The 20,451-nt window shown below is 67.1% G+C and carries 18 protein-coding genes and 1 pseudogene; 17 read left to right on the top strand and 2 right to left on the bottom strand.

Annotated features, from left to right (window positions below):
• Both E8M83_RS20305 and E8M83_RS20300 read left to right on the top strand, forming a co-directional pair.
• The coding region (locus E8M83_RS20305) for an IS1595 family transposase (RefSeq protein WP_137175162.1) at nucleotides 1–666 on the top strand (666 nt) is incomplete at its 5' end.
• Nucleotides 667–875: 209 nt separating this feature from the next.
• On the top strand, nucleotides 876–1,664 hold the full coding sequence (locus E8M83_RS20300; protein WP_137175161.1) for an alpha/beta fold hydrolase: 789 nt from the start codon (nucleotides 876–878) through the stop codon (nucleotides 1,662–1,664).
• On the opposite strand, the gene E8M83_RS20295 is transcribed toward E8M83_RS20300, so the two are convergent.
• Nucleotides 1,661–2,590, bottom strand: coding sequence for a LysR family transcriptional regulator (locus E8M83_RS20295; RefSeq protein WP_137175160.1), 930 nt, complete (start codon nucleotides 2,588–2,590; stop codon nucleotides 1,661–1,663). The genes E8M83_RS20300 and E8M83_RS20295 overlap by 4 nt on opposite strands.
• 105 nt (nucleotides 2,591–2,695) lie before the next feature.
• Here E8M83_RS20295 and E8M83_RS20290 point away from each other — a divergent pair, with 105 nt between their 5' ends.
• The 3 genes from E8M83_RS20290 to E8M83_RS20280 all read left to right on the top strand — a co-directional run bounded on the left by E8M83_RS20290 (nucleotide 2,696) and on the right by E8M83_RS20280 (nucleotide 4,843).
• The gene (locus tag E8M83_RS20290; RefSeq protein ID WP_137175159.1) at nucleotides 2,696–3,022 is read left to right on the top strand and encodes a nuclear transport factor 2 family protein; all 327 of its coding nucleotides are present in this window, start codon (nucleotides 2,696–2,698) and stop codon (nucleotides 3,020–3,022) included.
• The gene (locus E8M83_RS20285) at nucleotides 3,019–3,798 is read left to right on the top strand and encodes an SDR family oxidoreductase (RefSeq protein ID WP_137175158.1); all 780 of its coding nucleotides are present in this window, start codon (nucleotides 3,019–3,021) and stop codon (nucleotides 3,796–3,798) included. The genes E8M83_RS20290 and E8M83_RS20285 overlap by 4 nt, the downstream gene beginning before the upstream one ends.
• A gap of 70 nt (nucleotides 3,799–3,868) precedes the next feature.
• Nucleotides 3,869–4,843, top strand: coding sequence for a LysR family transcriptional regulator (locus E8M83_RS20280; RefSeq protein WP_137175157.1), 975 nt, complete (start codon nucleotides 3,869–3,871; stop codon nucleotides 4,841–4,843).
• A gap of 143 nt (nucleotides 4,844–4,986) precedes the next feature.
• Here E8M83_RS20280 and E8M83_RS26345 read toward each other — a convergent pair.
• A pseudogene (locus E8M83_RS26345) lies at nucleotides 4,987–5,538 on the bottom strand (sigma-70 family RNA polymerase sigma factor); the annotation flags it as partial.
• A 219-nt stretch (nucleotides 5,539–5,757) separates the two neighbouring features.
• Between E8M83_RS26345 and E8M83_RS20270 the strand changes: the two are divergent.
• The 12 genes from E8M83_RS20270 (at nucleotide 5,758) to E8M83_RS20215 (ending at nucleotide 20,442) form a co-directional block, all read left to right on the top strand.
• Nucleotides 5,758–6,621 (top strand): PP2C family serine/threonine-protein phosphatase, encoded by an 864-nt coding sequence (locus tag E8M83_RS20270; RefSeq protein ID WP_137175155.1) that lies wholly within the window; start codon nucleotides 5,758–5,760, stop codon nucleotides 6,619–6,621.
• Between the two features lie 26 nt (nucleotides 6,622–6,647).
• Nucleotides 6,648–7,658, top strand: coding sequence for a type VI secretion system protein TssA (tssA, locus tag E8M83_RS20265; protein WP_137175154.1), 1,011 nt, complete (start codon nucleotides 6,648–6,650; stop codon nucleotides 7,656–7,658).
• Nucleotides 7,659–7,690: 32 nt separating this feature from the next.
• Nucleotides 7,691–8,233 (top strand): type VI secretion system contractile sheath small subunit, encoded by a 543-nt coding sequence (tssB, locus tag E8M83_RS20260; RefSeq protein ID WP_137175153.1) that lies wholly within the window; start codon nucleotides 7,691–7,693, stop codon nucleotides 8,231–8,233.
• Between the two features lie 3 nt (nucleotides 8,234–8,236).
• Nucleotides 8,237–9,730: a type VI secretion system contractile sheath large subunit gene (gene tssC, locus E8M83_RS20255; protein ID WP_137175152.1), complete on the top strand. Its 1,494-nt coding sequence runs from the start codon at nucleotides 8,237–8,239 to the stop codon at nucleotides 9,728–9,730.
• Between the two features lie 55 nt (nucleotides 9,731–9,785).
• A complete protein-coding gene (locus tag E8M83_RS20250) occupies nucleotides 9,786–10,280 on the top strand; it encodes a type VI secretion system tube protein Hcp (protein ID WP_137175151.1) in 495 nt (164 codons plus the stop codon).
• A 6-nt stretch (nucleotides 10,281–10,286) separates the two neighbouring features.
• Nucleotides 10,287–10,793: a type VI secretion system baseplate subunit TssE gene (gene tssE, locus E8M83_RS20245; RefSeq protein WP_137175150.1), complete on the top strand. Its 507-nt coding sequence runs from the start codon at nucleotides 10,287–10,289 to the stop codon at nucleotides 10,791–10,793.
• Nucleotides 10,790–12,670, top strand: a complete 1,881-nt coding sequence (gene tssF / locus E8M83_RS20240) for a type VI secretion system baseplate subunit TssF (RefSeq protein WP_137175149.1) — start codon at nucleotides 10,790–10,792, stop codon at nucleotides 12,668–12,670. The genes tssE and tssF overlap by 4 nt, the downstream gene beginning before the upstream one ends.
• On the top strand, nucleotides 12,655–13,662 hold the full coding sequence (gene tssG / locus E8M83_RS20235; protein WP_170976871.1) for a type VI secretion system baseplate subunit TssG: 1,008 nt from the start codon (nucleotides 12,655–12,657) through the stop codon (nucleotides 13,660–13,662). The genes tssF and tssG overlap by 16 nt, the downstream gene beginning before the upstream one ends.
• A 19-nt stretch (nucleotides 13,663–13,681) precedes the next feature.
• Complete coding sequence (tssH, locus tag E8M83_RS20230; RefSeq protein WP_137175148.1) at nucleotides 13,682–16,318, top strand: type VI secretion system ATPase TssH; 2,637 nt, start codon at nucleotides 13,682–13,684, stop codon at nucleotides 16,316–16,318.
• Nucleotides 16,319–16,448: 130 nt separating this feature from the next.
• Complete coding sequence (locus E8M83_RS20225; RefSeq protein WP_137175147.1) at nucleotides 16,449–17,051, top strand: hypothetical protein; 603 nt, start codon at nucleotides 16,449–16,451, stop codon at nucleotides 17,049–17,051.
• Between the two features lie 296 nt (nucleotides 17,052–17,347).
• Nucleotides 17,348–18,268 carry a hypothetical protein gene (locus E8M83_RS20220; protein WP_137175146.1) on the top strand — a complete coding sequence of 307 codons (921 nt, stop codon included), beginning with the start codon at nucleotides 17,348–17,350 and terminating at the stop codon, nucleotides 18,266–18,268.
• Nucleotides 18,269–18,459: 191 nt separating this feature from the next.
• Nucleotides 18,460–20,442, top strand: a complete 1,983-nt coding sequence (locus tag E8M83_RS20215) for a type VI secretion system Vgr family protein (protein WP_206077502.1) — start codon at nucleotides 18,460–18,462, stop codon at nucleotides 20,440–20,442.
• Nucleotides 20,443–20,451 lie beyond the last annotated feature (9 nt).

Here is a 20,451-nt window from a genome sequence, read left to right as displayed (position 1 = left end):
GGCGCGCTACTCGATTCGCGCACGGTGCGCAGCGCAGCCAGGCAGGTCGGCGTCCACCGCAACACCACCTTTCGCTGGCGTCACCGTTTTCTTCACTGGGTCAAATACGACCGGCCGCGGCAACTGACCGGCATCGTCGAAGCAGACGAAACCTTCCTGCTCGAATCGCAAAAGGGTTCACGCAAACTCGACCGCAAACCGCGCAAGCGCGGCGGCAAGGCGGCCTTGCGCGGCCTCTCACACCACCTCGACTGCATCCTGGTAGCACGCGACCGTAGCGGGCAGACCATCGACGCCGTCACCGGCAGCGGCGCGTTGACAAAATCCCAGTTAAAAGAATACCTGTTGCCCAAGCTCGATCCCCAGGCGCTGCTGGTGACCGACGCCAACGCCGCCTACCGCGCCTTCGCCCGCGAGCACGGCATCGCCCATCGAGCCGTCAATCTCCAGGCGGGCCAGCGGGTGCGCGCAAGCACCCAGGGCGCCATCCACGTGCAGAACGTGAACGCCTATCACCGGCGGTTCAAGGAGTGGCTGGCGCGCTTTCATGGCGTGGCGTCATGGCGCCTGCCAAATTACCTGGGCTGGCTGTGGGCGCTCGATGGGGGGCGAGTTGCTTCTGTAGAGCAATTGCTGCGCATTACGATCAGATTCATCCATAGATAACGGTGACATCGCCTTGAAAAAAGCGTCTGTCCGCGCATCCGATCCGGCCCTGGCGCCGTATGTCGTAGATGCGCGCGCTTCGCCCCCCTGGTGGTGACGCGGAACGGGATGGGCAGGGCGGTCGCCCGTATCGGTCGATCGACCGATACCGTGACCGGCGTGCCGTTCCTATACTGGCTTCACTTACCCACACCACCCAGGAGAACACCATGACCATCCGCCACCACCTGCATTCCCTCGCCATCGCCGCCGCCCTGGCCGGCATCGGCGCCAACGTCCACGCGGCCGACAGCGCCGCCAAGGCAAGCACCAAGCCATCGGTCGTGATCGTGCACGGCGCCTTCGCCGACGGCTCGGACTGGGCCAAGGTCATTCCGCTGTTGCAGGCCAAGGGCGTGAAGGTCACCGCGATCCAGAATCCGCTGACCTCGCTGGCCGACGACGTCGCCGCGGCGCGCCGCGCGATCGAGACCCAGCCGGGCAAGGTGGTGCTGGTCGGGCATTCCTGGGGCGGCACCGTGATCACCGAGGCCGGCGGCCACGACAAGGTGGCGAGCCTGGTGTACGTGGCGGCGTTCGCGCCGGATGCCGGCAAGTCCACCGCCGAGACCGGCGAGGGCTATCCCGCCGCCCCCGGCAGCAAGCGCTTCGTCGCCGACAAGCAAGGCTTCCTGAGCCTGCCCGACGCCGCGATGCGCGAAGACTTCGCCCAGGACGTGCCGGCGGCCCAGGCCGCCGTGATGGCAGCCACCCAGGGCCCGATCCAGGCCAAGGCCTTCAGCGACAAGGTGACGACCCCGGCCTGGAAAGGCAAGCCGTCCTGGTTCGTCGTCAGCGCCCGCGACCGCATGATCGACCCCGGCCTGCAGCGCGCAATGGCCGCCAGGATCGGCGCCAGGACGACCGAGCTGGCGACCAGCCACGTGCCGCAGCAGTCGCGCCCGGCGGACGTGGCCAGGGTGATCCTGGATGCGGTGGCCGCGACCGGCGCCAATTAAGGAGACTGGGCGTCGAGCAAGCCTTCGCCGGCCAGCCGCGACGCCTCGTCGATCAGGGCCCGCATCTTGGGCTGGTGCTGGCTGCGCATCGGGAAGTACAGGTACAGGCCCGAGGTCGCGGGCAGGAACGCGGCGAGCACCCGCACCAGGCGGCCCTGGCGCAGGTCGTCGTCGATCTCGAGATCGGGCAGGCAGGCGATGCCCAGCCCCTGGCGCGCCAGCTCGGCGATCATCCGGGTGTCGTTGGCGCTCAGGGCGGCCTCCGGCTCGAGCTGGTATTCGGTTCCACTCGCGCTGTCGCCATCGCGGAAGGTCCACGGCGGCAGGATGCCTGATGTCGTGAAACGGTAACGGATGGCGCGATGCTGCAGCAGCGCGTGCGGATTGGCGGGCTCGCCATGCTCGGCGAAGTAGCCGGGCGACGCGACGATCGACCAGGCCAGCGGGCGGCTGAGGCGGATGGCGACCATATCCTGGGCCACCGACTGGCCGAGGCGGATGCCGGCGTCGAAGCCGGCGGCCACCAGGTCGACCAGGCCGTCGTCGAGCGACAGGTCGAAGCCGATCTCGGGGTAGGCGGCGCGCATGCGCGGCACCAGCACCCGCGCCAGCAAGAAGCCGAAGGCGCGCGGGGCGGTGATGCGCAGGCGCCCGGCGGGCCGGCTCTGGAACTGCGCGAGCGCCGAAAAAGCGTCCTCGATCTGGCCCACGGCCGGCTTGAGCGCGGCGAGCAGGCTGACGCCGGCATCGGTGAGCGCGACGCTGCGGGTAGTGCGGGTGAACAGCGTCACGCCGTGCTTTGCTTCCAGCGCGCGCACGCCCTTGCTGACGGCGGTCGGGCTGACGTCCAGGCGCCGGGCGGCCAGGGTAAAGCTGCGGTGTTCGGCGACCGCGAGGAAAAGCCGGATCAGTTCGAGTGAACTCATGGTAGTCATTATGAACTGCAAGTTCATGGAGCATAGCGCTTTTGGTAGTTTTTATCCATAGTGCTGGGCCCTACACTGGAACCACCTACTTCAAGGAGAAACCGGATGAACAATTTGCCCCCACCGGTCGCGAGCTATGTCGCGGCCAGCAATGCGCGCGATGCGCAAGGCGTCGCCGCGGCCTTCCTGCCGGACGGCGCCGTGCACGACGAAGGCCACCTGCACCGCGGCCAGCCCGCGATCGCGGCCTGGGCCCTCGACGCCGCCCGCAGGTATGACGCGACCATGGCGCCGCGCCGCCTCGAACCCACCGATGACGGCTGCACGCTGCACGCCGAAGTGAGCGGAAACTTCGCCGGCAGCCCCGTCACGCTGGCCTTCCGCTTCGCACTGCGCGGCGACGCCATCGCCGCGCTGGAGATCGCACCATGAGCAACTATTCCTTCGAAGGCAAGCGGGCCCTGGTCACCGGCGGCACCAAGGGAATGGGCCAGGCCATCGTGCGCGTGCTGGCCGAACGCGGCGCGACCGTGATCGCCCCGGCGCGCGGCCAGCCGTCCGAGCCGGTAGCGGGCGTGCGCTACCTGGAAGCGGACCTGGCCAGCGCCGACGGCGCGCGCCGCCTGGTCGAGACCGTCCATGCCGAATTCGGCCACCTGGATTTCGTGGTCAACAATGTCGGCGGCTCCTCGGCGCCCGGCGGCGGTGCGCTGGCGCTCACCGACGCCATGTGGGAAGACGCGCTCCAGCTCAATCTGATGAGCGCGGTGCGGGTCGATCGCGCCTTCCTGCCGGCCATGGTGCAGCGGGGCGCGGGCGCCATCGTGCACATCACCTCGATCCAGCGCCGCCTGCCGCTGTACGAATCGACGGTCGCCTACGCCGCGGCCAAGGCGGCCCTGGCCAATTACAGCAAGTCGCTGGCGAAGGAGTTCGGCCCGCGCGGCATCCGTGTCAATGCCGTGGCGCCCGGCTTCATCGAGACCGGCGCCGCCCAGGATTTCCTGGCAGGCCTGGCGGCCCATGGCGGCTGCAGCGTCGAGGAGGCGCGCCAGCAGGTCATGGTCTCGCTCGGCGGCATCCCGATCGGCCGCCCCGGCAAGCCGGAAGAAGTCGCCGAGCTGGTCGCCTTCCTGTTGTCGCCGCTGGCGGCCTCGGTCCACGGCGCCGAGTTCGTCATCGATGGTGGAACCGTTCCCACCGTATGATGTCACTGATGTGAAAACGTTTGCAGGCGGCACGTGAGCCGCCTGCGACCATTCGGAAAAAAAAGTAACCATGAACAAGCCACTCTCCCTCTCGCGCGCGGCGCCGTCCCTGCGCGGCGCCGACCTGCCACTGCTGCTGTCGCTGAACGTCCTGCTCGAGGAGTGCAATGTGACGCGCGCCGCGGCGCGCCTGCACGTCAGCCAGCCGGCCCTGTCGGCGCAGCTGTCGCGCCTGCGCCAGCTGTTCGGCGATCCGCTGCTGGTGCCGGCCGAGAGCGGGCGCGGCCTGGCGCCGTCGCCGTTCGCGCTCAAGCTGCACCGCCGGCTGCAGCCGGCGCTGGCGGGATTGAACGCGGCGGTGCGCTTCGATTCCGACGACTTCGACCCCGACAGCGCCACGCGCACCTTCAATGTCGTGGCCAACAATACCGGCGCCGCGGTGATCCTGCCCGGCTTGGCGCGCCGCATGCAGGCGCTCGGCAACAAGGGCTTGCGCCTGACCTTGAGCGCCCCGGACGGGAGCGACCTGGCGAGCCGGCTCGAAAAAGGCGAGGTCGACCTGTGCTTCAGCACGGCCTGCCTGCTGCCGTCGGGCTTGTTCAGCCGCGAGCTGATGACGACGCCCTATGTGATGGTGCAGCGCCGCGACCACGCGCGGGGAAAGGCGCCGGTGACACTGGAAGAATACTGCACCCTCGACCATGTGAACGTGGCGCGCGACAGCAGCCTGCACGGCTTCATGGACGAACAGCTGTACCGGCTGGGCCATTCGCGCCACACGATGATGGCGGTGCGCGATTTCAGCGCCGTCGTCGCGATCGTCGGCCAGAGCGACCTGGTGTGCACCGTGCCGGCCTTCATCGCACCCTACGACCACCCCTGCGTCGAGGTGGTCGAGCTGGCCTTCCCCTTCCTGACCTACACGCTGTGCATGGCCTGGCATCCGAGCAGCGACGGCGACCCCGGGCTGCTCTGGCTGCGCACGCAGATGCAGGAAGTGATGGCAGGCAGTCCGCGCGCCTGGGAAAAGCAGCGCGGCGGCTGACCCTTCTTTCTTGCCACCGGCTTCCCGGTGGCGTTGCGCCAGGTCCGGGTGTCTCCCGCACGCGCGTCGAGCCCGATGCCCTGGCGATGCCTCGCCGACAGCTTGATCGCCTGCGTGTCCGGTTCTTCCATATACAGGCGCAGCCGCTCCAGGCCGCGCCGCAGCCAGCTCTTCGCCGTTCCCAGTGGGACGCCCAGGTGGCGGGCGATCTCGGCGTGCGTCAATTCCTGCCCGAAGGCCAGCGCGATGCTCTGGCGCTGGGCCGGTTCCAGCCGGGTCATCGCCTGTGCCAGGCGCATCTGCGCCAGCGTGTCGTAGACCTGGGCGCCGGCGTCGATCTCGTCGCCCTGCACCGTCTCGGCCAGCAGCGCCGGGTCGTCATCCGACATCAGCGAGGCGATGCCGTTGCGGTTGCTGCGCAGGATGCTGAAGGCGCGGTTGCGCACGATGGCGATCAGCCAGGTCATCGGGCTGGCCTGGCCGGGCCGGAACGACGAGGCATGCAGCCACACGCTCAGGTAGGCATCCTGCAGCACGTCTTCGGCCAGGCTGGGCAAGCGCAGCAGCCGCAGTGCCGTGTGGTACAGGTAGTCGTGCGTCAGGCCGTGCAATTCGCGGAAGGCGGCGTGGTCGCCGGCGGCGGCGGCGGTGATCAGGCCCGCCAGGTGACTGTGTCGATCGTGCGTCAGGTTCATGAACACGATCGTGCAGGAAACCAATAGTTACGGCCAATCGTATCTACTTATAACAATCTATCGGTTTTGATTATTCAATAGGGATAAACTAATAAAAGCACAAGACTAGTTACGAATCGTCAATACATCTTGCAGGGCGCGGGAATGCGCGGCGCCGCATCCGGGCGTGCGATCGCTGCGTAGCTAGACGCATGTTCATCACCGTCCGCAGGCAAGCACATGCTCATTCACACACCGGAACACCCGCGCCTGGCCATGCAGGCCTGCGGCATGAGCGAGGCCGGCGCGGTGCGTGCGCGCAATGAGGATTGCTTCGTGGTCGACGCTGGCCTGGGGCTGGCCGCCGTCGCCGACGGCATGGGCGGTCACATGGCCGGCGAGGTCGCCAGCAGCGGGGCGCTGGCCGCGCTGGTGCGCAGCCTGGCCGAGGGCGCGGCAGCGTCGTGCGCAGGCAGTGCGGCGGGCGACCCGGACGCCACCGAACTCGATCTGCGCTGGGACAGCATGGTGCGCCTGCGGCGCGCGGTCGACCAGGCCAACGCGCTGCTGTATGAAGAGAACCGCGCACACGGCCATGCCGACGGCGACGGCATGGGCAGCACCCTGACCGGGCTGCAATTCCTGCCGGCGCAGGGCGCCATCGTCTCGTTCCACGTCGGCGACAGCCGGCTGTACCGCTGCCGCGACGGCATCCTGGTCCAGCTGACGCGCGACCAGACCGCCTACCAGCTGGCGCTGGAGTCGAGCGCGCCGGGCGAACTGCCGCCGCGCAACCTGCTGTTGCAGGCGATCGGTCCCGCGCCGGCCGTGGCGCCCGATCTCGACTATCACGAAGTGTGTGCGGGCGACCTGCTGCTGCTGTGCAGCGACGGCTTGCACGGCTGGGCGCCGCATGCCGAGATCGCGGCCCTGCTGCGGCGTGAAGAAGACCTGCACGCCGCCTGCGCCGGCCTGCTCGCACTGGCCGGGCGGCATGCGAGCCGCGACAACGTCACGGTGCTGCTGGCGCGTTTCGGCAGCACAGAGGAGCTGGCCGAAAAAAATGCGGACCGGTCCGCGTCCAGCCGACCCGGGTTGGCGTAAGTCTTCCTGAACCAAGGACAAGCGCCATGACCGACATCCCACTGACTTCCCTCGCGGCCTTCGCCGCGCCACTCGACGAGCTGCTGCCTTGCGGCGAGGACCTGGAATACGATCCGCAATTCCTGGCGCTCGAGGCGGCGCTGGACGGCAAGCCCGAAGTCCGATACGGCAGCACGATCACGCCGGCCACGGGGCCGGACTGGAAGGAGGCGCGCGCACTGGCGCTCGAGCTGATGCAGCGCACGCGCGACCTGCGGGTCGCGGTCGGCCTGGCGCGTGCGCTGCTCGGCCACGATGGCGCTCCGGGGCTGGCGGCCGGCCTGGCGCTGCTGGCGGCGCTCCTGTCCGCGCATTGGGAACAACTCCATCCGCAGCTCGATGCCGACGACGGCAACGATCCGACCTTGCGCCTGAACACGCTGGCGGCGCTGGTGGAGCCGGGCGCCATGCTGCGCCAGTTGCGCGACCTGCCGCTGGTCGAGGCGCGCGCCATCGGCGCCTTCAGCCTGCGCGCGATCGAGGCCGGCGAACAGGATGAGGCCGAGGGCGCATCCCCGGCCACGATCCTGGCCGCCTTCGGCGCGGCATCGAAGGACGAGCTGGCCGCCACCTGCACGGCGCTGGATGCGGCCGGCGCCAGCGTGGCGGACATCGAAGCGACGCTGGCCCGGCACCTGGACGCCGGCATGGGCATCGACCTGGCGCCGCTTGCCGGCCTGCTGCAACGCGCGGCCGGCCGGCTGCGCCCGCACCTGGCCGCCGCCGCCGCGCCGCAGCAGGACGAAGCGGCCCGCGAGGGCGCCGCCGCGGTCGCCGCGCGCCATGAAGGCGAGATCGCCGGCCGCGCCGACGTGGTGCGCCTGCTGGAACGCATCTGCGCCTGGTATGCGCGGGCCGAACCATCGAGCCCGGTGCCTTTGCTGCTGCAGCGGGCCAGGGGGCTGGTCGACATGAATTTCACCGAATTGATGGAGGAGCTCGCTCCTGACGGATTGAACCAGCTGGCGCAGATCAGCGGCGTGCGGAGCGATTCATAAACACATGTCCCACATTTGAATGGAGTCTTATCGTGGCTAAAGAAAGCAGTCAGAAGTTCATCGCGCGCAACCGTGCGCCGCGGGTGCAGATCGAATACGACGTCGAAGCCTATGGCGCCGAGAAGAAGGTGCAACTGCCCTTCGTGATGGGCGTGTTTTCCGACCTGTCGGGCACGCCCGCCGAGCCGCTCGCGCCGGTGGCCGAGCGCAAGTTCCTCGAGATCGACATCGACAACTTCGACGAGCGCCTCAAATCGATGAAGCCGCGCGTGGTGACGACGGTGCCCAACACCCTCACCGGCGAAGGCAGCCTCGCGCTGGACATCACCTTCGAGAGCCTGGACGATTTCACGCCCGGCGCGATCGCGCGCAAGGTCGATCCGCTGCGCACCCTGCTCGAAGCGCGCAGCCAGCTCACCAACCTGCTGACCTATATGGACGGCAAGACCGGCGCCGAAGACCTGATAGCGAAGCTGATGGGCAATCCGGCCCTGATGCAGGCGCTGGCCGCCGAGCCCAAGCCCTTCGATACCGCCGCGCCGACGGGCGACGCCGACCAACCGCCACAAGGATAAGCCATGGCCACCGCAACCCAGGCGCTGGACGCGTCCCTGTCCGACGCCACGTTTGCCGCGAGCGATTTCGCGGCCCTGCTGCAGCAGGAATTCAAGCCGCGCACCGACAAGGCGCGCGATGCGGTCGACAACGCCGTGCGCACCCTGGCCCAGCAGGCCTTGCAGGATGCCACGGTGGTCGGCAGCGACGTGCTGGCCACGATCGAGGGCCTGGTCGCCGCGATCGACCGCAAGCTGACCACGCAGATCAACCACATCCTGCACGACAGCCGCTTCCAGGCGGTGGAAAGCGCCTGGCGCGGCCTGCATCACCTGGTCAGCAATACCGAGACCGACGAGATGCTCAAGATCCGCGTCCTGAACATCTCGAAGAACGAGCTGCATAAAACGCTGCGCAAGTACAAGGGCGTGGCCTGGGACCAGAGCCCGGTGTTCAAGAAGCTGTACGAAGAAGAGTATGGCCAGTTCGGCGGCGAGCCGTACGGCGCCTTCGTGGCCGACTACTATTTCGATAACAGCGGGCCCGACGTCGAGCTCCTGGCACAGATGGCGAAGGTGTCGGCGGCCGCGCATGCGCCCTTGATCGGCGCCGCCGACCCCAGCGTCATGCTGATGGATTCCTGGCAGGAGCTGGCCAATCCGCGCGACCTGACCAAGCTGTTCCATACCCCGGAGCACGCCGCCTGGCGCGCTTTCCGCGAATCCGAGGATGCGCGCTACGTCGGCCTGGCCATGCCGCGCTTCCTGGCGCGCGCGCCATATGGCGCCAAGACCAACCCGGTCGAAGAATTCGATTTCGAAGAGACCACCGGCGCGCCGGGCGCGACCGACTTCACCTGGGCCAACGCGGCCTATGCCATGGCGGTCAACATCAACCGCTCGTTCAAGCATTACGGCTGGTGTACCCAGATCCGCGGCATCGAGTCGGGCGGGGTGGTCGAGAACCTGCCGGTGCATACCTTCCCGACCGACGACGGCGGCGTCGACATGACCTGCCCGACCGAGATCGCGATCAGCGACCGGCGCGAGGCCGAACTGGCCAGGAACGGCTTCATGCCGCTGGTGCACAAGAAGAACAGCGACATCGCCGCCTTCATCGGCGCGCAGTCGCTGCACAAGCCGGCCGAATACGACGACCCTGCGGCCACCGCCAACGCCAACCTCGGCGCGCGCCTGCCTTACCTGTTCGCGACCTGCCGCTTCGCCCACTACCTCAAGTGCATCGTGCGCGACAAGATCGGCTCGTTCAAGGAGCGCGACGACATGGAACGCTGGCTGACGCACTGGATCATGCAGTACGTGGACGGCGATCCGGCCAATTCGAGCGAAGCGACCAAGGCCAGGAAGCCGCTGGCGGCGGCCGAGGTCATGCTGCAGGAAGTCGAGGACAACCCGGGCTACTACAGCGCCCAGTTCTTCCTGCGGCCGCATTACCAGCTCGAAGGACTGACCGTGTCACTGCGCCTGGTCTCCAGGCTGCCTTCGGCTGCGACCTGATTTTTCATTCAACCCCCGCCGGCGCCGTGGGCGCCGGCATCAAAGGAGAAGCGACATGGCAGTAGATATGTTCATCAATATGGGCGGCACCATCAAGGGCGAGTCGCGCGACAAGCAGCAGGGCCCGGCCGGCGACATCGACGTGCTGGCCTGGAGCTGGGGCATGAGCCAGTCGGGCACCACCCACATGGGCGGCGGCGGTGGCTCGGGCAAGGCCAGCTTCCAGGACCTGTCGTTCACCAAGTATGTCGACAGCGCGACCAATGCGCTGATGACCGCCCTGGCCAAGGGCACCCACGTCGACAAGGCCGTGCTGATGGTGCGCAAGGCCGGAGAGGGCCAGAAGCAGTACATCATGATCACGATGGAAGAGGTGCTGGTGACCTCGATCTCGACCGGCGGCAGCGGCGGCGAGGACCGCCTGACCGAGAATGTCACGCTCAACTTTGGCAAGGTCAAATTTGCCTACACCCCGCAAGAGGTCAAGGGCACGATGGCCGCCGAAAAGACCTTCAGCTACGACATCGCCGGCAACAACGCCGAGGCCTGAGCTTAAATGACAGAGCTGGCGCCACGCGAGCGGTTGCAGCCTTCGCTGCTGGACCGCCTCACCGACCACGAGCCCGACAAGGCGGTCGAGGCACGCGAGCACCGCGTCCTGTCCGGGCGCGGCTTGCGCGAGGGCGTGCTGCGCGACCTGGCCTGGCTGCTCAACACCACCAACCTGGCGTCGACCGGCGCGCTGACGGCCATGCCCCACCTGGCCGGCTCGGTGCTCAACTACGGATTGCCTGCGATCTCGGGCGTGGCGCTGGCCAGCATGGATGGCGCCGATTTCGAGCGCGCCATCCGCCAGGCGATCTGGGATTTCGAGCCGCGCCTGATCCGTTCATCGGTGTCGGTCAAGGCCATGGCCGCGAGAGACGCGGTCAGCAAGATCGTGTTCGAGATCCAGGCCGACCTGTGGGCCCAGCCCTATCCGGAACGCCTCTACCTGAAGACGGAGCTCGACCTGGACCTGGGCCAGCTCAGCCTGGTCGATACCGGGGCCGCGCTGCCATGACCAATCCACGCCTGCTGCGCTACTACAGCCAGGAACTGCAACACCTGCGCGAGATGGGTGGCGAGTTCGCGGCCCAATATCCCAAGATCGCCGGGCGCCTGGGCCTGGAAGGCTTCGACTGCGCCGATCCCTACGTCGAGCGCCTGCTGGAGGGCTTTGCCTTCATGGCGGCGCGCGTGCAGATGAAGATCGACGCCGAATTCCCGCGCTTTACCCAGCACCTGTCCGAACTCGTCTATCCGCATTTCCTGGCGCCGATGCCGTCGATGGCGATCGTGCAGCTGCAGCCCGACCTGGCCGACCCCGCCCTGGACGCGGGCTACCGCGTGCCGCGCGGCGCGGCTCTGCGCAGTGTGCTGGGCAAGGACGACGCCACCGCCTGCGAATACCGCACCGCGCACGAGGTGACGCTGTGGCCGGTCGAATTGACGGAAGCACGCTTGTTTGCGCATGGCGGCCGCATCGAGGGCGTTGACGCGCGCTTGCCGCACGAGGTGCGCGCCGGGCTGCGCCTGCGCCTGCGTACCACCAACGACGCGCCGTTCAGCGCACTCGCCCTGGATCGCCTGGCGCTGCACCTGCGCGGCGGCGACGACTTGCCGGGCCGGGTCTACGAACAACTCGTGGGCGCGGTCGAGGGCGTGCTGGTGCTGCCGGGCAGCCGCCCCGGTCATCACCTGCGGCTGCCGAAGACGGCCCTGCTGCCGCGCGGCTTCGGCGAGGACGATGCGCTGCTGCCCAGCGGCCAGCGCAGCTTCCAGGGCTACCGCCTGCTGCAGGAATACTTCGCCTTCGCGCAGCGCTTCCTGTTCGTCGAGCTGTGCGGCCTGGGCCCGGCAGTGGCCGCCTGCGCCGAGCATGAAATCGAGATCGTGGTGCTGCTGGCGCAGGGCGATGCGCGCCTCGAACAGGTGCTCGACGCCAGCAATATCGCGCTCAACTGCACGCCGGCCGTGAACCTGTTCCAGCGCCGCGCCGACCGCATCGACCTGGGCACCGACCGCGCCGAATACCACGTGCTGGCCGACCGCACGCGCCCCATGGACTTCGAGGTGCACCAGGTCGCCCGCGTGACCGGCTACGGCAGCGGCGCCGGCGCCGAGCAGGAATTCCAGCCGATGTACGCCGCGCGCGACCCCGGGTCTGCGAGTGCGGCCGGGCAGGCCTATTACCAGATCCGGCGCGAGCCGCGCGTGCTGTCGCAGCGCCAGCACCAGCGCGGACCGCGCTCGTCCTACATCGGCAGCGAGACCTATGTCTCCCTGGTCGACGCGCGCGAAGCGCCATACCGCCACGACCTGCGCCAACTCGGTCTGGAGCTGTGGTGCACCAACCGCGACCTGCCGCTGTCGATGCCGCTTGGCGTCGGCAAGACCGATTTCATCCTGGAGCAGGGCGGGCCGGTGCGGGCAGTGCGGGTGCTGGGCGGGCCGAGCCAGCCGTTTCCCTCGTTCGCCGAGGGCGGCAATGCCTGGCGCCTGATCAACCAGCTGTCGCTGAACTACCTGTCGCTGGTCGACACCGATCCGGAGCAGGGCGCGCGCGCACTGCGCGAACTGCTGGCGTTGTACTGCCATCCGCTCGACGTCGCCGGCGCGCGCCAGGTCGAGGGCGTACGCTCGGTGGCGGCGCGCAAGGTCACCCGGCGCCTGCCGGGGCCCGGCCCGATCGCCTTCGGACGCGGCCTGGAGATCACGGTCACCATGGACGACGCCGCCTTCGAGGGCGCCGGCGCCTTCGTGCTGGGCGCGGTGCTGAGCCATTTCTTTGCCCAGTATGTGTCGATCAACGCGTTCACCGAGACCGTGGTGCGCACCGTCGGCCGCGGCGAGATCATGCGCTGGCCGGCGCAGGGAGGCGCATGCGCGATCCTGTAGAAACCGAAAGCCGCATCGAGCGCGCCGGCGCCGGCATGGATTTCTACCAGGCCCTGCGCCTGCTGGAAAACGCGCATCCCGGCCAGCCGCGCATCGGCGCTTCGCTGCGCCCGCGCGACGACGCGGTGCGCTTCGGCCAGGACCCGTCGCTCGGCTTCGAACCGGGCGCACTGGCTGGAGTGACGCCGGCTTCGGGCGAAACACGCCCGCGCCTGACGGTGAACTTCATGGGCCTGCTCGGCGCCAACGGGCCGCTGCCCTTGCACATCACCGAGTATGCCCGCGAGCGCATGCGCAATCACCGCGACGCCACCCTGGTCGCTTTCCTGGACGTGTTCCACCACCGGATGGTGTCGCTGTTCTATCGCGCCCGCGCCAGCGCCGATCCGGCGACCAGCCTGGACCGGCCCGAGAGCGACCGCTTCGGCGACTACGTCGGCAGCCTGTTCGGCATCGGCACCCCGGCGCTGCGCGGGCGCGACGAGATCGGCGACTTCGCCAAGCTGCATTTCGCCGGCCTGATGGCCAACGGGCGCCGCCCGGCCTCGGGCCTGGCGGCGATCCTGCGGGCCTACTTCAAGGCGCCGGTGGAACTCGAGCAGTTCGTCGGCCGCTGGATGCCGATCCCGCCCGAAGGCCAGAGCCGCATGGGCATGCAGGACCACGGCAACCGCCTCGGCGCCTCCACCGTGCTCGGCACCCGGGTCTGGGACCGCCAGCATGGATTCCGTCTCGTGATCGGCCCGCTCGACTATCCCGCCTACCGGCGCCTGCTGCCAGGCGGCGCCAGCCTGCGCCGCCTGGTCGACTGGGTGAACGGCTATGCCGGCCTGGCGCTCGACTGGGACCTGCGCCTGGTGCTGGCGCGCGCGGAAGTACCGCGCCTGGCGCTGGGCGGCATGCAGCTCGGCTGGACCACCTGGCTCGCCAGCGGCCCGGCCGCGCGCGACGCCAGCGATCTGTTGATCAATCCGTCAGCCCACGCGGGCTGACTTCACGAAAGAACCGACCATGGCCGACATCAGTCGTGTTGCACTGTTTGGAAAACTCAATGCGCTGTGCTACCGCGCGATCGAAGGCAGCACCGTCTTCTGCAAGCTGCGCGGCAATCCCTATGTCGAGATAGTGCACTGGCTGCACCAGATACTGCAGTTGCAGGACTCGGACCTGCACCGCCTGCTGCGCCACTACGAGCTCGACGCCGCCGTGCTGGCGCGTGACCTGACCGCGGCGCTGGACCGGCTGCCGCGCGGCGCGGCCTCGGTCACCGACCTGTCGTCGCAGCTCGAGGAGACGGTCGAGCGGGCCTGGGTGTACGCCACCCTGATGTTCGGCGCATCCCAGGTCAGGAGCGGCCACCTGCTGTTCGGCATGCTCAAGACGGGGAACCTGCGCAATGCGCTGTATGCGATCAGCCGCCAGTTCGAGCGTATCAAGGCGGAGGACTTGTCCGAGCGCTTCACGGCGCTGCTGAAGGACTCTCCCGAAGAGAAACTGGCCGCCAGCGACGGCTTCCAGGCCGCCGGCGCGCCGGGCGAAGCGGCGGGCGCGATCGCGCCGGCCCAGATGGGCAAGCAGGAAGCGCTCGCGCGTTTTACGACCGACCTGACCGAGCAGGCCAGGAGCGGCAAGATGGACCCGATCGTCGGGCGCGACGACGAGATCCGCCAGATGGTCGACATCCTGATGCGGCGGCGCCAGAACAATCCGATCATGATCGGCGAAGCCGGCGTCGGCAAGACCGCCGTGGTCGAGGGCTTTGCCCAGCGCATCGCGCGCGGCGACGTGCCCCCGAGCCTGAAAGAGGTGCGGCTGCTGGCGCTGGACGTCGGCCTGCTGCAGGCCGGCGCCAGCATGAAGGGTGAGTTCGAGCAGCGCCTGCGCGCGGTGATCGACGAGGTCCAGGCCAGCGAGAAGCCGGTGATCCTGTTCATCGACGAGACGCATACGCTGGTCGGCGCCGGCGGCGCGGCCGGCACCGGCGACGCCGCCAACCTGCTCAAGCCGGCGCTGGCGCGCGGCACCTTGCGCACCATCGGCGCCACTACCTTTGCCGAATACAAGAAGCATATCGAGAAGGATCCGGCGCTGACCCGGCGCTTCCAGGGCATCCAGGTCGACGAACCGGGCGAGGAGCGTGCGCTGCGCATGATGCGCGCCGTCGCTTCGACGATGGAACAGCACCACGGGGTGCAGATCCTGGACGAGGCCCTGGCTGCGGCGGTGAAGCTGTCGCAGCGCTACATCCCGGCGCGCCAACTGCCCGACAAATCGGTGAGCCTGCTCGACACCGCCTGCGCGCGCGTGGCCGTGAGCCTGCACGCCACCCCGGCCGAGGTCGACGACAGCCGCAAGCGCATCGAGGCGCTGGAGGTCGAGATCGGCATCGTCCGGCGCGAGGCGGCGATCGGCATCCAGGTCGGCGCGCGGGCGCAAGAGGCCGAGGCCGCGCTTGGCCAGGAACAGGATCGCCTCGCCGCCGTCGAACAGCGCTGGGCCGAAGAGCGTGCCCTGGTCGACGACCTGCTGGCGCTGCGCGCACGATTGCGCGATGGCGAGCAGCAGGAAGGGCTGAAGGAAGCGCTGCATGCCGTGCAGGCCAGGCTGGCCGCGCTGCAGGGCGAGCAGCCGCTGGTCTTGGCGACTGTCGACTACCAGGCGGTGGCGGCGGTGGTCGGCGACTGGACCGGCATCCCGGTCGGCCGCATGGCCAGGAACGAGACGGAGACCATCCTGGACATCGCCGCCATCCTGGGCCAGCGCGTGATCGGCCAGGGCCATGCGATGGAAATGATCGCCCGTCGCATCCAGACCGCGCGCGCCGGATTGGACAACCCGGACAAGCCGGTCGGTGTCTTCCTGCTGGCCGGCACCTCGGGCGTGGGCAAGACCGAGACCGCGCTGGCACTGGCCGAGGCGCTGTATGGCGGCGAGCAGAATCTCATCACGATCAATATGAGCGAGTTCCAGGAAGCGCACACGGTGTCGACCTTGAAGGGCGCGCCGCCGGGCTATGTCGGCTATGGCGAGGGTGGGGTGCTGACCGAGGCGGTACGCCGCCGGCCGTATTCGGTGGTGCTGCTGGACGAGGTGGAAAAGGCGCATCCGGATGTGCACGAGATGTTCTTCCAGGTCTTCGACAAGGGCTATATGGAAGACGGGGAGGGGCGCTTCATCGACTTCAGGAACACCCTGATCATCCTGACCACCAATGCCGGTACTGAGCTCATCAGCAGGCTGTGCCAAGACCGGGAGCTGGTACCGAACCCCGAGAGCATGGCCCGTGCCCTGCGCGCCCCGCTGCTCGAGGTGTTTCCGCCAGCACTGCTGGGACGGCTGGTGACGATTCCGTATTACCCATTGTCGGACGCGATGCTCGGGCAGATCGTGCGCCTGCAGCTGGGGCGCATCACGAAGCGGGTCGAGGCTCGGTACGGTATCCCGTTCGAATATGGCGAAGACGTCGTGGACCTCGTGATTTCAAGGTGTACCGAAAGCGAGTCGGGAGGAAGGATGATCGATGCAATCCTGACCAATACGATGCTGCCAGATATGTCACGCGAGTTCCTGGCACGGATGATGGACAGCGTACCGATCGCCGGCGTGCGGGTAGGTGTGGCGAATGGCGCCTTCCGCTATGCGTTTTGACGCTCGGGCATGCACCGGGATGGACTGGTGGCGACGCAAGGAGCATGCCATCGAATCGTATGCATTGTTCAACGCGTCGAGGAAGTGCTGACGATATTCGAGGTCACAAATTTCTGATTGATTTTTAACCATGCAAAAATATCGACAAACGTTTCCAAATTCCTGCGGTGCAGCCAGCTTGATGTGTGCTGCTATCGAACTTGGCAAGACCCTTATTCCAGAGGATACCAACGTGCATTCCACGTGGCATCTCTCGCATGCCATGGAATCCCCGGACAAGGGCTGCGAAAACCTGATCTATGCAGTCACATCCGGCGCAAATGGTTTTCCTTCGGCGGCCAACGGATACTCGTTGCCGAGCCTGATTGGCAAGGCAGCGCGTGGACTCGGTTTGACGACGATCGCTTTCGTCCCTCCGGGTATCCTCGGGGTCACGCTGTTGCGGCTGTACGGTAACGAAGAGTCCAATGCACAAGCCAATGGTACCGTGCTCGTGCGCAAAGAGGCGCCAAGACCTGGTAGCGGCCAGCGTTTGCTGAAGGTAATGCGTGTCGGCGATGACGACAGCTGGATACCGGCGACAGGATTGCATTATGTAATGATGCGGCCTGACGGTTCGATCATGGATCCTGCGACAGGACAGAATTCGCCCAATCTCGCAAGCTTGATCCAGGCACAAAAAACCGATCGCGTCTTTTATGCGGATACCGGCGTCGCCATCCTGATCACCTGATCGCCCACCACAGGCAATCTGATCGCCGCCCGCCGCCCGCCGCCCGCCGCCCGCCGCCCGCCGCATGCCTGGCCTGTCAGGCCATTCCCGATATTTCTCGACATTTCCGCATATTGGCCCCCACCTGCGCCGCATCCACGCGCTGCGGGTTGGCGTATCTCTTCAAGGATAGCGCGCATGGCTCGATCTCTGGCATGCGCCATTCCGGCCCGTGTCCTGTCGACCAACCGGGAACGGCTCGTTTTCGCCAAACGATACTTGGGCAGTAACGTTGCACCATAAAGGAAAAACCGCGCATGCTAACGATCCAGCTAAACCAGCAAACTCGTGCTCAAATGAATTCGCAGACCCCGCGTCTGGGCTCCTGGACTTACCACCATGTGCTCCCGGTGCGTTACTACTTCACGATTGCCTACGTGTGCGCTTACGCTGCCCTGCATCTGGAGCAAACGTCCAGCACGGCCATGCTGGCCCGGAAATGCCTGAGGGCGATGGCGCTCAACATTCATAACAAGACCGCCATAATGCAGATAGACGGCACCGGTATGGCGCCCGCGGACCGACTTGCGCAGACCGCGAGATATGCAAAGATGTGCGCCAGTCCGGAATTTGGCGGTTTCGCGGGCATGAACCCCGACCAACGCAGCGACGACCCCCATGAGCGCCCGGAGCCGAACAGGCCTCTGTCGGCTGATGCGGGCTGGTGGGGGGCATTGCAATTGCTCAAGATTCATGTTGAAGCGGTTTTCCCGACCATCGGCAGCGACGGGAACAGGAATATGGACATTGCGATGCATGAGGACACCCTGGGGTTTTTTATCAATTCACTGTATTCCCATATCTTCGCGCTGGATGGCTATCCGATCTCGCCGTTCGATCCGAGCGACTGGAAGATGTCTCCTGCTGCAGGAACTGGGGCCAGCTGGATCATGGCAAGGTCGTCGAGCGTACCAGGCATGGTGTGGGCGTCTTCACGGGATTTCGACCGGCTGAATAAATTGAAGGCGGCCAACAAGGTTGCCGGCTTTACCGCTCTTTGGAGGGATGCAGGCCTGAGGCAATCATTGGGCAGCTCGTTTTCCTTACGCACGAGCGATTCCGAACCACAGGGTCTGACCCAGGAGTTTTCCGCAGCTATCGCGACCCAGGCGAAGCAGCAGCCGCATCAAGTTTTCCGTCAGATTAACGACCGGCTGGTCTTGTATATTCCCGATTGAATCGAGCGTCGGGCGGCGATATGGCGAGGACTCGCCCATTCCCGACGAAGCCCGTTGCATGGATGGCCGTCGTTGCCCGTGCATCCATCTCCCGTAACGGCGCGTATCTTCCATGAAGCGCTTGCATCGTGCCAGCGTTCGTTTGTAGCTGTGCCCGAAAGAGCCGTTCTCCACGCCCAAGTTCTGTCCATATGCCGATCCTCCCCACCCAAGCCCAGCGCGAAGTCTCCGTCAAGACCGCCCTCGGCGCCGACGTCCTGCTGTTCAAGCGCATGCACTGCAGCGAAGCGCTGGGGCGCCTGTCGGAGTGTCGCATCGAGCTGGCATCGGAGCGCGGCGACATCCGCATCGCCGACGTCCTGGGCACGGATATCACCGTCAGCATCGACCTGGCCAAGGGCGGCCAGCGTCACTTCCACGGCATCGTCACTCACTTCTCCTACCAGGGCTGGCGTGACGACAAGCCGTCCTACCAGGCGATCGTGCATCCGGGTCTGTGGCTGCTCACGCGTTCCACCAACTGCCGCATCTTCCAGGACAAGAGCGCGCTCGACATCGTCAAGGCGGTGGTGGCCGACTACGGCGGCCTGGTCTCGCTCAAGGATGGCCTGCTGTCGGCCACGCCGGCGCCACGCAGTTATTGCGTGCAGTACCGCGAGTCCGACTTCAATTTCGTCTGCCGCCTGCTGGAAGAAGAAGGGATCTACTTTTATTTCACGCACCTGGATGGCGCCCACACGATGGTGCTGGCCGACGGCTATGGCGCACACCAGGCGGTGGGCGGCTACGAGACCATCCTGTTCCGCGACGACGAGCAGGGCCGCGATCCGCTCAAGGAGACGGTGACGCGCTTTGCGCCGGGAGGCGAAATCCAGCCCAGCGTCGTGACCCTCAACGACTTCGATTTCGAAAAGGCCTCGGCCAGCACCAGCGGCGCCCTGATGGTCAAGGCGAACGTTCCTGCGCCGTTCGACCAGCGCCGCTACGAACACTACGATTATCCGGGCCGCTATAGCGCAGCCGGCACCGGCAACGGCTTTGCGCGCGCACGCATCGAGGCCCTGCACGGCCAGGGCGAGCGCATCGAGGCCGCCGGCAATGCGCGCGGCCTGACGGTCGGCGCGCTGTTCACGCTGGCCGAACATCCGCGCAGCGACCAGAACCGCACCTTCCTGATCACGGGAACGCAGCTTGAAGTCACCGGCAACAACTACCGCACCGATGGGTCGAACGAGGGCATGGATTTCCGCTGCGTGTTCGAGGCGATCGGCAAGGAACACAGCTACCGCGCGCCGGCCAGCGCAAGAAAGCCGGTGGTGCAGGGGCCGCAGACCGCCATGGTGGTGGGCAAGAGCGGCGAAGAGATCTGGACCGACCGGTACGGCCGCATCAAGGTCCAGTTCCACTGGGACCGCGACGGCAAGGCCGACGAGACCAGCTCGTGCTGGGTGCGCGTGCAGCAGGGCTGGGCCGGCAAGGGCTGGGGCATGATGTTCGTGCCGCGCGTCGGCATGGAAGTCGTGGTCAGCTTCCTCGAGGGCGATCCGGACCGGCCCCTGGTCACGGGCTGCGTCTACAACGGCGACACGATGCCGCCCTACGCGCTGCCGGCCAGGCAGACCAGGTCGACCATCAGGTCGAATAGCTCGAAGGGCGGCGGTGGCTTCAACGAATTGCGTTTCGAAGACCGCAAGGGCGCCGAGCAGTTCTACCTGCATGCGGCGCGCGACCTGGAGCAGCGCGTACGGCAAGACGCGCTGGCCTGGATCGGCGGCGACCATCACGTCAAGGTAGCCAGGGACAGCGTCGAGCAGGTCGACGGCGACCGCCACCTCAGGATCGGCGGCGATCGCCGCGAACAGACCGGCGGCTCGGCCACGCAGGTGGCCGCCTTGGACATGGCGGTCGAGGGCGGCATGAAGGCTGCGCTGTACGGAGGCCAGGCCGTGCACATCAAGGCAGGCATGAATGTCGTGATCGAGGCCGGCGCCAATATCACGCTGAAGGCCGGCGCCGCTTTTCTCAGCATCGGGCCGGCGCTGATCGTCGGCTCGACGATGCCGCTGCCGATGCCGGCGGCGTCGACCGCAGTGAACGCGGCGGTGCTGGCCGCCACCATCCCCCCGGGCGCGCCGCCGCTTGCGCCGCGCGACGCCGACGACGGAAAGAACTGAGGAACCACC

It is taken from the genome of Massilia sp. HP4 (assembly GCF_005222695.1).
Lineage (GTDB): Bacteria > Pseudomonadota > Gammaproteobacteria > Burkholderiales > Burkholderiaceae_D > Telluria.
Note: the sequence above shows the minus strand (reverse complement) of the source record. Positions and strands in the feature narration are given on the sequence as shown.